The sequence below is a fragment of the Faecalibacterium sp. An121 genome (assembly GCF_002160915.1).
GTDB classification, from domain to species: domain Bacteria; phylum Bacillota; class Clostridia; order Oscillospirales; family Ruminococcaceae; genus Faecalibacterium; species Faecalibacterium avium.
In genome coordinates this window covers 106692-119604 of record NZ_NFLM01000009.1, presented here as the reverse complement: position 1 = coordinate 119604, position 12913 = coordinate 106692, and the positions used below count along the sequence as shown (strand labels likewise).

Here is a 12913-nt window from a genome sequence, read left to right as displayed (position 1 = left end):
GTGGGGTGGGATGACCACCGACTGACTGGGCGGGGTCACCCGGGCGTTGGCGGGGGTCATCTCCAGCGGGGCCAGGGTGACCTGCCCCGCAAAGATCTGCACCCCTTCGATGTGGATGGTCTCAAAGCCGGGCTTCTCGGCTACCAGGTCACAGACGGCGTAGGGCTGGATGGTGGTGTTGTCCTCCTCCAGTGAAAGGGCCTGGTCGGGGGCGTCGATCTCCAGGTCCTGGGTGTTGCCGGTGTCGTCGGTGAGGCGGCTGGCGGAAAAGCCCTGGCCGGTGATGGTCACCGTTACCCCCGCTGCCGGGGCGGACCGCCGGGCCTCAAAGCTCTGGATGCGTAGGATTCCTGCTGCCATAGGCTGATGCTCCTTTTCTGATCTGGATGGTGGAGGGCATAGCGGACGGGACTTCTCCGGCCCAAAAGCGGCGCGGAGTCCTGTCAGAAATGCCCGAGGGCTCCCCCCAGTGTATGCGCCGGCGGGGCGTCCAGGTGCAGCCGGGCGCAGAAAAGCCCCGGCTGGGCAGGCCAGACCGGGGCAGGCGAGAGGCACGATATTACAGCTCTGCGGGCTGGAGCAGGTAGAGGCGGCTGACAAAGTCGCCCTCGGCGGCGGGATCTTCGCCGGTGGTCACCAGGCCGGCAGCCATCAGCTCATCCCCGTAGGCAGTGAGAGGCGCACCGGCGGGCTGGGCCCCCGAGCCGAGGCGGGTGACCTGGTACAGCCGGTCGGGGTCGAGGCCGGCCAGGGGCAGACGGCGGTAGCCCGCATTGGCCTGCTGCAGCACCCGGTAATCCCCCACCAGGGCGGTGGAGCGGTCGGGGGAGACGGTCATCCAGGCCGTCTCGTTGCCCTCAAAGGGGCTGCGCAGCCGCCAGAAGGTGCCGAACTGGAGCAGCTGGCGGTATTGCTTGACAAAAGCCACCTGCCGGGCCACCAGTTCCCGGCCGCGCTGGCTCAGGGCGGTCAGATCCAGCTCGTACCCAAAGGCGCCGAAGAAGGCCACGTTGGCCCGCATGGTCAGGGAAGTGCTGCGGCCCAGCTGATGGTTGGGCGCGGCCGCTACATGAGCCCCCATGCTGGACACCGGATAGGCCATCGAGGTGCCGTACTGGATCTTGAGACGCTCCACCGCGTCGGTGTCGTCGCTGGTCCAGCACTGGGGGGCATAGTAGAGCAGGCCCGGGTCGAAGCGGGCACCGCCTCCGGCGCAGGATTCAAACAGGATGTTGGGATAGCGCTCGGTCAGCAGACTGTACAGCTGGTAGACTCCCAGGATGTAGCGGTGCAGCACGGCGCCCTGACCGGCGGGACCCACGGCGCAGGAATAGGCGTCGCTGATGCTGCGGTTCATGTCCCATTTGATGTAGTCCACCCCTGCGCCGTCCAGCACGCTGACCAGACGGTGGAAGACCCAGTCCACCACATCGGGATTGGAATAGTCCAGCACATATTGATAGCGGCCCTGCTGGGGGCGGCGGCCGGGCTGGTGCAGCACCCAGTCGGGGTGCTCGTTCCACAGGCGGGTGCCTGCATTGACCATCTCGGGCTCGATCCACAGCCCGAACTGCAGGCCCATGTCGTGCAGCTTCTGGCCAAAGCCCTGCAGGCCGTCGGGCAGTTTGTGGTAATTGATCTCCCAGTCCCCCAGGCCGCCGTGGTCGTCGCTGCGGTTGGTGAACCAGCCATCGTCCAGCACGAACAGCTCGATGCCCAGATCCCTGGCCTGGCGGGCCAGGGCCAGCAGCTTGTCCTCGGTGAAGTCAAAGTAGGTGGCCTCCCAGTTGTTGACCAGGATGGGGCGCACTTTGTCCCGCCAGGGGCCTCGGGCCAGCCGGGTGCGGTACAGCCGATGGAAGGTCTGGGACATCCCGTTGAGGCCGGCCTCGGAATAGACCATCACCGCTTCGGGGGTGGTGAAGTGTCCGCCCGCCGCCAGCTGCCAGGTGAAGTTCTGCGGATGGATGCCCAGGGTGACCCGGGTGACGTGGTAGGGGTCTACATCGGCCTGGGCCAGGAAGTTGCCGCTGTACACCAGGCTGAAGCCCAGCACCTGGCCCTCGAATTCGGTGGCGTGGGGGCGCTTGAGCGCCAGGAAAGGGTTGAAATGGTGGCTGGAGCAGCCCCGCAGGGAATAGACCCCCTGCACCCCCTGCGCCAGAGGCCGGGCCACCACATGGCGTTCCCGGGCCCAGGCGCCGGCCAGCTCCACCATCTCGTAGTCCATGTCGGGCAGATCCAGGCAGAAGCTCAGGGCGCGTTCCAGACGCAGCACCCCCGGACCGGTATACCCGATCACCGCATGGCGGGCCAGGGCGGGCAGCTGCTCAAAGAGGGTATAGGACAAGGTGACGGTGACCCCCGCCAGCGGGTCGGCCAGGTCCACCGTAAGAGTCTGGGCCTCGGCGGGGTCCTCCGTATAGGTGGCGGGCAGCCCCGGGATGGCAGGCTTGCCGGGAACGATGGCGTGACCCTGATAGCGCAGGTCCAAAAGGCGGCTGCCATCGGGCATCTGGGCGTCCAGGGCGGGCAGGTGCATATCCCCGGTGCCGTAAGTGGGGTACTCCTGCTTGATGTGCTCCAGGGAGTAGCTCTGGTCTCCGTCAAAGTAGCAGACCGACATGGAGCGGGGGACCGCCTCGAACAGGTGGTCAAAGCTGGAGCGGTCGTGGATGGCTCTGCCGCAGTACAGCTGGCCCAGGTGGCCGCTGGGCAGCACCTTGAAAATATAGCTCATCTGCCGGTTGTGGAGATGGAAGGTCCTGCTTTGGGCGTGAAACTCGATCGGCATAAAAAGGTCCTTTCTTGTGCTGTTTGGCCCCGGGGCCGCCTTGGCGCCGCAAAAGGCCGCGGCGCAGTGGATCTTGGGGGCGCCCCATCTATATAGGAGATTATACACCATCCTCCCGTCCTTCTTCAACCGAAAAACCTCCGCCGGCCAAAATTTTGCCTTGCCAGGCTGTAAAACCGGGATTTTGAGGGGACTGCAACAAATTTCAATGGAAAAATTCACAAAAACCACTTGACAAACAGCAGCAATCTGCTAGAATACTGGTAAAAATCTTTTTTCTAAAAATTTTTAGATAAAATGATTTTTTAAAAAATTTTGACCATCCAACACATTTGGTGAAAAAGGAGAAATCACAATGGACTTCGAAAAGGTTAAGGAAATCATCGTTGAGACTCTGAGCTGCGACGCCGACAAGGTCACCCCCGAGGCCACCCTGGCGGAGGATCTGGAGGCTGACAGCCTGTCTGCCGTCGAGCTGTCCATGGCTCTGGAGGAGGCTTTTGGCATCTCCATCGCCGACGAGGACCTGCCCAACCTGAAGACCGTGGGCGACCTGTACCAGTACCTGCAGGACCACGCCGACGAGGCCGAGAAGGCTGAGTAAGCTGCATCTCTGTACACACAGGACGCCGGCCCGTTCCGGGCCCTGGCGTCTTGGGAGATGCCCCACCATTGCTTCTGTGTCGAAAGGAGCCGCTATGACCAATCAGGAAATCATGGAGCTGATGGCGCGCTTTGACGCCAGCAGCCTCACTTCTTTTAAGCTGCATACCAAAGATACGGAGCTGGAGATGGGTAAGGGCGCCGTGGCTGTTACGGCCACGGCGCCTGCCGCACCTGCGGCAGCCCCTGTACCCAGCCCTGCCCCCGTCCCCGCCGCAGCCCCCGCTGTTGAGGAGGGCCTGTACATCACCGCCCCGGTGGTGGGCACCTTCTACGTTGCCCCCTCTCCCGACCAGCCCCCCTTCGTGCAGGTGGGCGACAAGGTCCAGAAGGGGCAGACCGTCTGCCTCATGGAGGCCATGAAGATGATGAACGAGGTCAAGGCTCCGTGCGACTGCATCATTGAGGCTGTCTTACAGCAGGACGGCGCTCTGGTGTCCTTCGGCGACCAGCTGATCCGTTACCGGGAAGGGTGAAGGGATGTTCAAGCGTATATTGATCGCCAACAGAGGCGAGATCGCCCTGCGCATCCTGCGGGCCTGCCGTGAGCTGGAGATCGAGCCGGTGGTGGTCTATTCCCAGGCCGACGCCGAGGCTCTGCACGTCCAGCTGGCCGAGGAATCCTACTGCATCGGGCCCGCCCGCGCAGCGGACAGCTACCTGAATATGAACGCCATCCTGACGGTGGCCAAGGCCGCCGGCTGCGACGCGATCCACCCGGGCTATGGCTTTTTGAGCGAGAACGATGCCTTTGCGGACGCCTGCGCTGAGGCGGGCATCGCCTTCATCGGGCCTTCCGGGGACGTGATCCGCGCCATGGGCAACAAGGCCGCGGCCCGCAAGCTGATGCAGTCTGCCGGGGTGCCGGTGGTGCCCGGCTCGGACGGTGCCGTGGATACGGCCCAGCAGGCCAAGGAGATCGCCGACCGCATCGGCTATCCGGTGCTGATCAAGGCTTCCGCCGGCGGCGGCGGCCGCGGTATGCGCCGGGTCTTTGAGCCTGATCAGCTCATCCCCCTGTTCGAGGAGGCCCGCAGCGAGTCGGTGGCCTGCTTTGGCAGCGGCGAGATGTATCTGGAAAAACTGATCCTCAACCCCAAGCACATCGAGTTCCAGATCATGGCCGACAAGTACGGCAGCGTGGTGCAGCTGGGGGACCGCGACTGTTCCATCCAGCGGCGCAACCAGAAGCTGCTGGAGGAGTCCCCCTCCAAGGCGCTGACCCCCGAACTGCGGGAGAAGATGGGCGCTGCCGCCGTGGCCGCCGCCAAGGCCGCCCACTATGTGAACGCCGGCACCATCGAGTTTGTGCTGGACGGGGAGGGCAACTTCTATTTCATTGAGATGAATACCCGTATCCAGGTGGAGCACCCGGTCACCGAGTTCGTCACCGGCATCGACCTGGTGCGGGAGCAGATCCGGGTGGCCGCAGGGCTGCCCCTGTCCCACAGCCAGGACCAGATCAGCCTGCGCGGCCATGCCATCGAGTGCCGCATCAACGCCGAGGACCCCACCAAAAACTTCCAGCCCTGCCCGGGCAAAGTGGACTTTGTCCATCTGCCGGGCGGCTGCGGCGTCCGGGTGGACACCGGCCTTTACAGCGGCTGCACCCTGGCGCCCTACTATGACTCCCTGATGGCCAAGCTGATCGTCTGGGCCCCCACCCGGCTGGAGGCCATCCGCCGGATGCGCCGGGTGCTGGAGGAGCTGGTGATCGACGGCCCGGCCAACAACGCCGACCTGCTGCATCAGATCCTCTACCATCCCGAGTTCGTGCGGGGCACCTGCACCACCTCCTTCCTGGACGAGAATCTGGACACCCTGCTCAAATGGAGCAGCGCGGGAGATGAGGAGGATAAGGCATGAGCACTGTATTTGCCCGCCGGCGGCATAAGCTGCTGTCCCTCAAAGCCCTGCGGGATTCAGGCGTGTCGGTGCCCGCCAATACCGAGGAAAACTGCCCGGCCTGCGACAAACCGGTGCTCCGGCGTGAGCTGGTCAAAAACCGCTACGTCTGCCCGCTGTGCGGCTATCACCACCCCATCGGCGCGTATTACCGCCTCAGCCTGATCCTGGATGAGGGCAGCTTCAAAGAGATGGACGAAGATCTGGTATCGGGCGACCCGCTGGATTTCCCCGGCTATGAGGCCAAACTGGACAACACCCGCCGCCGCACCGGCCTGGGCGAAGGTGTGGTCACCGCCATTGGCCGCATCGAGGGCCAGAAGGTGGCCGCCGGGGTCCTGGACAGCCGCTTCTTTATGGGCAGCATGAGCGCCGCCCTAGGCGAGAAGGTCACCCGTCTGGTGGAGTACGCCGACAAGAACAAGCTCCCCCTGATCCTGTTTTCCGCCAGCGGCGGCGCCCGTATGCAGGAGGGGATCCTCTCGCTGATGCAGATGGCCAAGACCGCCGCTGCCGTCCAGCGCTTTTCGGAGCATGGGGGGCTGTATATCTCGGTGTTCACCCACCCCACCACCGGCGGCGTCACCGCCAGCTTTGCCAGCCTGGGCGATATCATGCTGGCAGAGCCGGGGGCGCTGATCGGGTTCGCGGGGCCCCGCGTCATCCAGCAGACCATCGGTGAAAAACTGCCCGAGGGCTTCCAGCGGGCCGAATACCTGCTGGAGCACGGCTTCATTGACGCCATCGTGCCGCGGGCCCGGCTGCGCAGCACCCTGGTCCGCCTGCTCAAGCTGCATGGGAAAGGAGGAGAGAGCCGTGGCAAATGATCTCACCCCGGCCCAGCGGGTGGCTTTGGCCCGCCATGCGGGCCGTCCCGGCACCCCTGATTTTATCTCGGCTTTGTTCACCGATTTCTTCGAGCAGCGGGGCGACCGCTGCTGCGGGGACGACGGGGCTATTCTGGGCGGCGTGGGCCTGTTCCACGGCAAGCCGGTCACCGTCATCGGCCACCGCAAGGGCAGCACCCTGGAGGAGCACGTGGCCTACCACTTCGGCATGCCCTCCCCCGAGGGATACCGCAAGGCCCAGCGCCTGATGCGCCAGGCCGAAAAGTTCCGCCGCCCCATCGTCACCTTTATCGATACCGCCGGGGCCTATCCCGGCCTGGAGGCGGAAGCCCATGGACAGGGCGAGGCCATCGCCAGCACTCTGGCGCTGTCCTCCAGCCTCACTGTGCCTGTCATCTCGATCGTCACCGGGGAAGGGGGCAGCGGCGGCGCTCTGGCCCTGGGCGTGGGCAACCGCGTCTTTATGCTGGAGAACGCCGTCTACTCGGTGCTCTCCCCCGAGGGATTTGCCGCCATCCTGTGGAAGGATTCCTCCCGCAGCAGCGAGGCCTGCGACGTCATGAAGCTGACCGCCGCCGATCTGCTGGAGCTGAAGGTGATCGACGGCGTCATCCCCGAGCCGGAAGGGGGCGCCCATACTGACCCCCAGGCGGTCTACCGTGCCCTGGACGAGCTGCTGGTCAAAGAACTGGCCGCCCTGTCCAAACAGAGCCCTGCGGCACTGGCCGCGGGCCGCTACAAAAAATTCCGCATGATGGGCGCTGGCGCCCTGAGAAAGGAGCGTCTATGAGCGGGATCAAACTGATCAGCACCGGGTCCGCCCTGCCTGTGCGGGAAGTGACCAATTTTGATATGGAAAAGCTGGTGGAGACCAGCGATGAGTGGATCTCCACCCGTACCGGCATCTCGGCCCGCCGCTTTTGCAGCGGGGAAGAGTGCCATACCAGCCTTTGCCTGGCCGCGGCCCGGCAGGCGCTGGAGCGCAGCGGCCTGCGCCCCGAGCAGATCGGGGTATGCCTGGTGGCTACCCTGACCCAGGACACCATGACCCCTTCCACAGCCTGTGTGCTGCAAAAGGAGCTGGGCCTGCCCGAGGACACCGTCTGCTTTGACCTGAACGCCGCCTGCGCAGGCTTTGTGTATGGCCTGCACACCGCCGAATGCCTGCTGGCAGCTGCCAGCCGCAAGTATGGCCTGGTGATCGGGTGCGAAGTGCTCAGCCGCATCACCGACTTTACCGACCGCAGCACCTGCGTGCTGTTTGGGGACGGGGCCGGCGCGGCCATCCTGGAGTGGGGGGAGGATTACCCCTCCCTGTGCGCTGTCATGGGCAGCCGGGGCAACCGCCAGGTCCTGATGATCCCCGGCGTCAACACCGGCAGCCCCAACTTCATCCACATGGACGGCAAGGAAGTGTTCCGCTTCGCAGTGGACGTGCTGCCCAAGTGCGCCAAAGAGGTGGCGGCCAAGGCCGGCATCAGCCTGGACCAGGTGGACCGCTTTGTGTTCCACCAGGCCAACCAGCGCATCCTGGACTACGCCATCAAAAAGCTCAAGATCGACCCTGCCCGGTGCGCCGGCAACATCGCCCGCACCGGCAATACCTCTGCCGCCAGCGTCCCCCTGCTGCTGGACGAGCTGGTCACATCGGGGGCCCTGCGCTCGGGCCAGCGCGCTCTGTGCGCCGGCTTCGGGGGCGGCCTGACCTGGGCCGGCGCTCTGCTGCAGCTGGCCTGACAGACGCCGGCAGCCCGAATTCACCATCGCTTTTTGACAGTTTGACAAAGGAGCTATTATGAAGATCAACGAGCTTCTGGGGACCGAGTTCCCCATCATTCAGGGCGGCATGGCCAACATTGCCACCGGCGCTTTTGCCGCCGCCGTTTCCAACGCGGGTGCGCTGGGCCTGATCGGCTCGGGCGGCATGGACGCCGACACCCTGCGCAAGGAGATCCAGACCGCCAAGGCCGCCACCGACAAGCCCTTTGGCGTCAACCTGATGCTGATGAACCCCCACATCGACGAGCTGGCCAAGGTGGTCGTCGAGGAAGGGGTCAAGGTGGTCACCACCGGCGCCGGCAACCCCGGCAAGTATGTCCCCGCCTGGAAAGAGGCGGGCATCAAGGTGTTCCCCGTGGTGGCTGCCCCCATCCTGGCCAAGCGCCTGGAGCGGTACGATGTGGACGGCTTCATTGCCGAGGGCACCGAGAGCGGCGGCCATGTGGGTGAGATGACCACCATGGCCCTGGTTCCCCAGGTGGTGGACGCGGTCAAGGCGCCGGTCATTGCAGCCGGCGGCATCGCCGACGGCCGTCAGATGGCCGCAGCCTTTGCCCTGGGCGCCTGCGGCGTCCAGGTGGGCACCTGCCTGCTGGTCAGCGAGGAGTGCCCCATCCATGAGAATTACAAGAAGGCCCTGCTCAAGGCGGGCGCCAACGACACCGTGGTCACCGGGCGCACCACCGGCGCTCCCGTGCGGGTGCTGAAGAACAAGATGGCCCGCCAGTACCTGGAGATGGAGAAAGAGAACATGCCCCTGGCCGAGCGGGAGAAGCTGACGCTGGGCTCCCTGCGCCGGGCTGTGTTCGACGGCGATCTGGACACCGGCAGCTTTATGTCGGGCCAGGTGGCCGGTATGCTGCACGAGATCCGGCCCCTGCGCCAGATCTTTGAGGAGCTGATGGCCGGCTGTGAAGCCACCGTGAAAGGACTCAAGGCATGAAATTAGCGTTTTTGTATGCGGGCCAGGGCAGCCAGCACCCCGGCATGGGGGCCGATTTGTACCAGGCCTACCCTGAATTCCGGGCCGTGCTGGACGGCGCCAGGCTGGATTTCGACATCAAGACCGTCTCGTTCACCGACCCGGACGGGGTGCTCAACCAGACCGAATATACCCAGCCCTGCATGGTGGCCTTTGCGGCCGGCATGACCGCCATCCTGGCGGGCAAGGGCATCCGGCCCAACTATGCCGCCGGCCTGAGCCTGGGCGAATATTCCGCCCTGGCAGCCGCCGGCGTATTCACCGCCACCCAGGCTGTGGAGCTGGCCGCCTTCCGCGGCAGGGCCATGGCCCAGGCAGCCGCCGGCGTGCCCTGCGGCATGACCGCCGTGCTGGGCCTGGACCGGGACAAGCTGCAGGCCGCCTGCCAGGCTGCTTCGTCTGAGGGCGTGGTAGAGATCGCCAACTACAATTGCCCGGGCCAGCTGGTCATCGGCGGCCACAAGGCCGCTGTGGACGCAGCTGCTGCCCGCGCCAAGGAGCTGGGAGCCAAGCGCTGCCTGCCTCTGAAGGTCAGCGGACCCTTCCACACCTCTCTGCTGGCCCCTGCCGGGGATGCGCTGCGCCAGCGCTTTGCATCCGAGCACTTTGGCCCAATGCAGTTCCCGGTGCTGTTCAACTGCCTGGGCCGCGAGATGGGGGAGGGGGATACCATCCCCGCCCTGCTGGAGCGGCAGGTGCAGTCCTCGGTCTACATGGAGGACACCATCCGCCGCATGGAGGATCTGGGCGTGGACACCATCGTGGAGATCGGCCCCGGCAAGGTGCTGAGCGGCTTTGTCAAAAAGACCGCCCCCGCCATCAAGACCATCCCTGTGGAGACCTGCGCCGACATCGACGCCTTGTGCGCGGCGCTGAAAGGAGAATGATATGGGCAGCATGAGTGGAAAGACCGCCGTCGTTACCGGCGGCAGCCGCGGCATTGGCCGGGCCATCTGCCTGGAGCTTGCCCGCCGGGGCGCCAACGTTGTCTTTTCGTATGCGGGCAACGCTGCGGCCGCCCAGCAGACGCTGCAGGAGCTGGAAGCTCTGGGCGTGCAGGCGCGGGCCGTCCAGGGGGACGTGGCAGACCCCGACGCCGCCAAGACCCTGATCGATACCGCCGTCAAGGAACTGGGCGGCATCCATATCCTGGTCAACAACGCCGGCATCACCCGGGACGGCCTGGCCATGGCCATGAAGGAAGAGGACTTTGACAAGGTCATCCAGACCAACCTCAAGGGCGCTTTTCTGTGCATGAAGGCTGCCATCCGCCCCATGATGAAGGCGCGCTACGGCCGCATCGTCAACATGAGCTCGGTGGTGGCCCTGCGCGGCAACCCCGGCCAGATCAATTACTGCGCCAGCAAGGCCGGCCTGATCGGCATGACCAAGTCCCTGGCCAAGGAGATGGGCGCCCGCGGCATCACCGTCAATGCGGTGGCCCCCGGCTACATCTCCACCGATATGACCGCCGCTTTGCCCGACGCTGCCAAGCAGGCCATGCTGTCCACCATCCCGGTGAACCGTCCCGGCACCCCCGAGGACGTGGCTGCCGCCGTGGCCTTCCTGGCCTCGGAGGAGGCAGGCTACATCACCGGCCAGGTGCTGAGCGTGGACGGCGGCATGGGAATGTGAGGAGGAATGCGAAAGATGGAAAAACGCAGAGTTGTTATCACCGGCATGGGCACCATCAACCCTGTGGGCCACAATGTCGCTGAGAGCTGGCAGGCTGTGCGGGACGGGGTGTGCGGCATCGCCCCCATCACCCAGTATGACTCGTCGGCTCAGAAGGTCCATCTGGCCGCCGAGGTCAAGAACTGGGACCCCACCGCCGTGCTGGACAAGAAGGAAGTGCGCCATATGGGCCGCTACTCCCAGTTTGCAGTGGCCGCAGCCAAGGAGGCCATGGCCGACAGCGCCCTGAACATGGAGGCGGAGGACAGCACCCGCTGCGCCGTCATCGTGTCCAGCGGCATTGGCGGCATCTCCACCACCGAGAGCGAGCAGACCCGCTGCCTGCAGAAGGGCTTTGACAAGGCTTCGCCCTTCTATATCCCGTCCAACATCGCCAATATGGCCGCAGGCCGCATCGCCATCGAGTTTGGCTTCAAGGGGATGTGCACCTGCCCCGTCACCGCCTGCGCAGGCGGCTCCAACGCGGTGGGCGACGCCTTCCGCCACATCCGGGACGGCTACGCCGAGGTGGCCCTGTGCGGCGGCACCGAGGCCTGTGTGACCCCGCTGTCCATCGGCGGCTTCACCTCCATGCGTGCGCTGCATGTGGGGGACGACCCCACCCGCGCTTCCATCCCCTTTGATGCAGAGCGGGACGGCTTTGTGCTGGGCGAGGGCGCCGGCATCCTGGTGCTGGAGGAGTACGAGCACGCTGTGGCCCGCGGCGCCAAGATCTACGCCGAAGTAGTGGGCTATGGCGCCACCTGCGACGCTTACCACATCACCGCTCCCGCCCCCGGCGGCGAGGGCGGCGCCCGGGCCATGCAGCAGGCCCTGGAGGACGCCGGCGGCGTGGCCCCCGAGCTGGTGGACTACATCAACGCCCATGGCACCTCCACCCCGCTGAACGACTCGGGGGAGACCGCCGCCATCAAGGCGGTGTTCGGCCAGCACGCTTACCGGCTGGCGGTCAGCTCCACCAAGTCGATGACCGGCCATATGCTGGGCGCAGCCGGCGGCGTGGAGGCCATCTTCACTGCCATGGCCCTGAAGGACGGCTACATCCCCGCCACCATCAACTACAAGGTGCCCGACCCCGCCTGCGACCTGGACTATGTGCCCAACCAGGGCCGTGCAGCTGACCTGCACTATGCGCTGTCCAACTCGCTGGGCTTCGGCGGCCACAACGCCTGTGTCCTGTTCAAGAAGTGGGAGGGCTGAGCCGTATGATGAAGTACAATTCCGACGAGATCGCCAAGATCCTGCCCCATCGCTATCCCTTTGCCCTGGTGGACCGCATCGTGGACGGTGAGGACGGCAAGTGGGCCAAGGGCATCAAGTGCGTCACCGTCAATGAGCCCTTTTTCCAGGGACATTTTCCCCAGTACCATGTGATGCCCGGCGTGCTGATCGTGGAGGCAATGGCCCAGGTGGGCGGCGTGGCCCTGCTGTCCATGCCGGAAAACAAGGGCAAGCTGGCCCTGTTCGGCGGCATCAAGAACGCACGGTTCCGCCGCCAGGTGACCCCCGGCGACGTGCTGGAGATCACCTGCACCCTGACCAAGCAGAAGGGCCCTGTGGGGATCGGTGAGGCCAAAGCAGAGGTGGACGGCCAGGTGGTGGCCACCGCCGAGCTGACCTTTGCGCTGGTGAAAGGCCCCGAGTGTACCTGACAACGACAGGGACCGCGGCGCGGCCCAGGCCCTGTGGGAGGAGCAGAATGCTGGAACAGATCGTAAAAACAGCATATAAGGAGTTCACCCTCCGCTTTTACCACGAGCTTTTTGCCCGCTTCCAGGACCAGGAGACCGGCCTGACAGCGGCGGAGATCTTTGCCGCCGAGGCCATCCGGGCTCTGGGCAGCCCCACCGTCAACGAATTTGCGGCGTTCATGCACGTGTCCATCCCCAATGCAGCCTACAAGATCAACAGCCTGGTGCGCAAGGGCTATGTGGAAAAGACCCGTTCGGCCCAGGACAAGCGGGAATACATCCTGCACGTCACCCGCAAGTATGAGACATACTGCGGGGCAGGGGACCGGGTGCAGAGCGCAGTGGCCCGCATCCGGGAGCGCTTTACCCCCGAGGAGTGCGCCAAGTTTGGAGAGATGCTGTCGGTGATCAGCGAGGAGCTGCTGCCCCTGTCGGACGACGACCCCTCCGCTGCCTACGTCAGCAGGATGCAGAAGGAGGACGACGGGCCCCGGTCGTAAGCGCGCCCATCCGCACAAAACAAAACAGCGAGGGACCGCCCCAACCGGAAAGGGAA

13 protein-coding genes and 1 pseudogene are annotated in these 12913 nt (G+C 65.0%); 12 read left to right on the top strand and 2 right to left on the bottom strand.

Annotation, left to right across the window (positions count from 1 at the left end; translation table 11 throughout):
- Together B5E66_RS07010 and B5E66_RS07005 are read right to left on the bottom strand one after the other, a co-directional pair.
- A pseudogene (locus B5E66_RS07010) lies at nucleotides 1-360 on the bottom strand (IPT/TIG domain-containing protein); the annotation flags it as partial.
- A gap of 199 nt (nucleotides 361-559) precedes the next feature.
- Nucleotides 560-2794 carry an alpha-galactosidase gene (locus B5E66_RS07005; protein WP_087230615.1) on the bottom strand — a complete coding sequence of 745 codons (2235 nt, stop codon included), beginning with the start codon at nucleotides 2792-2794 and terminating at the stop codon, nucleotides 560-562.
- A 355-nt stretch (nucleotides 2795-3149) separates the two neighbouring features.
- Between B5E66_RS07005 and acpP the strand changes: the two genes are divergently transcribed.
- From acpP to B5E66_RS06945, 12 genes are all read left to right on the top strand, one after another.
- A complete protein-coding gene (acpP, locus tag B5E66_RS07000) occupies nucleotides 3150-3398 on the top strand; it encodes an acyl carrier protein (protein WP_087230612.1) in 249 nt (82 codons plus the stop codon).
- Between the two features lie 94 nt (nucleotides 3399-3492).
- Nucleotides 3493-3933: an acetyl-CoA carboxylase biotin carboxyl carrier protein gene (gene accB / locus B5E66_RS06995; RefSeq protein WP_087230609.1), complete on the top strand. Its 441-nt coding sequence runs from the start codon at nucleotides 3493-3495 to the stop codon at nucleotides 3931-3933.
- A 4-nt stretch (nucleotides 3934-3937) separates the two neighbouring features.
- Nucleotides 3938-5323, top strand: a complete 1386-nt coding sequence (gene accC, locus B5E66_RS06990) for an acetyl-CoA carboxylase biotin carboxylase subunit (protein WP_087230606.1) — start codon at nucleotides 3938-3940, stop codon at nucleotides 5321-5323.
- The gene (gene accD / locus B5E66_RS06985; RefSeq protein ID WP_087230603.1) at nucleotides 5320-6189 is read left to right on the top strand and encodes an acetyl-CoA carboxylase, carboxyltransferase subunit beta; all 870 of its coding nucleotides are present in this window, start codon (nucleotides 5320-5322) and stop codon (nucleotides 6187-6189) included. The genes accC and accD overlap by 4 nt, the downstream gene beginning before the upstream one ends.
- Nucleotides 6179-7000 carry an acetyl-CoA carboxylase carboxyltransferase subunit alpha gene (locus tag B5E66_RS06980; RefSeq protein ID WP_242955887.1) on the top strand — a complete coding sequence of 274 codons (822 nt, stop codon included), beginning with the start codon at nucleotides 6179-6181 and terminating at the stop codon, nucleotides 6998-7000. The genes accD and B5E66_RS06980 overlap by 11 nt, the downstream gene beginning before the upstream one ends.
- Nucleotides 6997-7947, top strand: coding sequence for a beta-ketoacyl-ACP synthase III (locus B5E66_RS06975; protein WP_087230595.1), 951 nt, complete (start codon nucleotides 6997-6999; stop codon nucleotides 7945-7947). Before B5E66_RS06980 ends, B5E66_RS06975 begins: the two co-directional genes overlap by 4 nt.
- Nucleotides 7948-8005: 58 nt before the next feature.
- Nucleotides 8006-8932: a nitronate monooxygenase gene (locus tag B5E66_RS06970; RefSeq protein ID WP_087230593.1), complete on the top strand. Its 927-nt coding sequence runs from the start codon at nucleotides 8006-8008 to the stop codon at nucleotides 8930-8932.
- Nucleotides 8929-9858: an ACP S-malonyltransferase gene (gene fabD, locus B5E66_RS06965; RefSeq protein WP_087230590.1), complete on the top strand. Its 930-nt coding sequence runs from the start codon at nucleotides 8929-8931 to the stop codon at nucleotides 9856-9858. Before B5E66_RS06970 ends, fabD begins: the two co-directional genes overlap by 4 nt.
- Before the next feature lies 1 nt (nucleotide 9859).
- Entirely contained in the window at nucleotides 9860-10606 is a 747-nt protein-coding gene (gene fabG / locus B5E66_RS06960; protein WP_206393041.1) for a 3-oxoacyl-[acyl-carrier-protein] reductase, read from the top strand.
- Between the two features lie 15 nt (nucleotides 10607-10621).
- Entirely contained in the window at nucleotides 10622-11866 is a 1245-nt protein-coding gene (gene fabF, locus B5E66_RS06955; protein WP_087230587.1) for a beta-ketoacyl-ACP synthase II, read from the top strand.
- 5 nt (nucleotides 11867-11871) lie between these two features.
- The gene (gene fabZ, locus B5E66_RS06950; RefSeq protein WP_087230584.1) at nucleotides 11872-12318 is read left to right on the top strand and encodes a 3-hydroxyacyl-ACP dehydratase FabZ; all 447 of its coding nucleotides are present in this window, start codon (nucleotides 11872-11874) and stop codon (nucleotides 12316-12318) included.
- A 47-nt stretch (nucleotides 12319-12365) separates the two neighbouring features.
- Complete coding sequence (locus tag B5E66_RS06945; RefSeq protein WP_087230581.1) at nucleotides 12366-12857, top strand: MarR family winged helix-turn-helix transcriptional regulator; 492 nt, start codon at nucleotides 12366-12368, stop codon at nucleotides 12855-12857.
- The last annotated feature ends 56 nt before the right edge of the window (nucleotides 12858-12913 follow it).

Coding starts and splice junctions, on each gene's coding strand:
- acpP (WP_087230612.1), top strand. CDS start 3,150: ATGGACTTCGAAAAGGTTAAGGAAATCATCGTTGAGACTCTGAGCTGC.
- fabZ (WP_087230584.1), top strand. CDS start 11,872: ATGATGAAGTACAATTCCGACGAGATCGCCAAGATCCTGCCCCATCGC.
- B5E66_RS07005 (WP_087230615.1), bottom strand. CDS start 2,794: ATGCCGATCGAGTTTCACGCCCAAAGCAGGACCTTCCATCTCCACAAC.
- accD (WP_087230603.1), top strand. CDS start 5,320: ATGAGCACTGTATTTGCCCGCCGGCGGCATAAGCTGCTGTCCCTCAAA.
- fabD (WP_087230590.1), top strand. CDS start 8,929: ATGAAATTAGCGTTTTTGTATGCGGGCCAGGGCAGCCAGCACCCCGGC.
- accB (WP_087230609.1), top strand. CDS start 3,493: ATGACCAATCAGGAAATCATGGAGCTGATGGCGCGCTTTGACGCCAGC.
- fabG (WP_206393041.1), top strand. CDS start 9,860: ATGGGCAGCATGAGTGGAAAGACCGCCGTCGTTACCGGCGGCAGCCGC.
- B5E66_RS06970 (WP_087230593.1), top strand. CDS start 8,006: ATGAAGATCAACGAGCTTCTGGGGACCGAGTTCCCCATCATTCAGGGC.
- B5E66_RS06945 (WP_087230581.1), top strand. CDS start 12,366: ATGCTGGAACAGATCGTAAAAACAGCATATAAGGAGTTCACCCTCCGC.
- accC (WP_087230606.1), top strand. CDS start 3,938: ATGTTCAAGCGTATATTGATCGCCAACAGAGGCGAGATCGCCCTGCGC.
- fabF (WP_087230587.1), top strand. CDS start 10,622: ATGGAAAAACGCAGAGTTGTTATCACCGGCATGGGCACCATCAACCCT.
- B5E66_RS06975 (WP_087230595.1), top strand. CDS start 6,997: ATGAGCGGGATCAAACTGATCAGCACCGGGTCCGCCCTGCCTGTGCGG.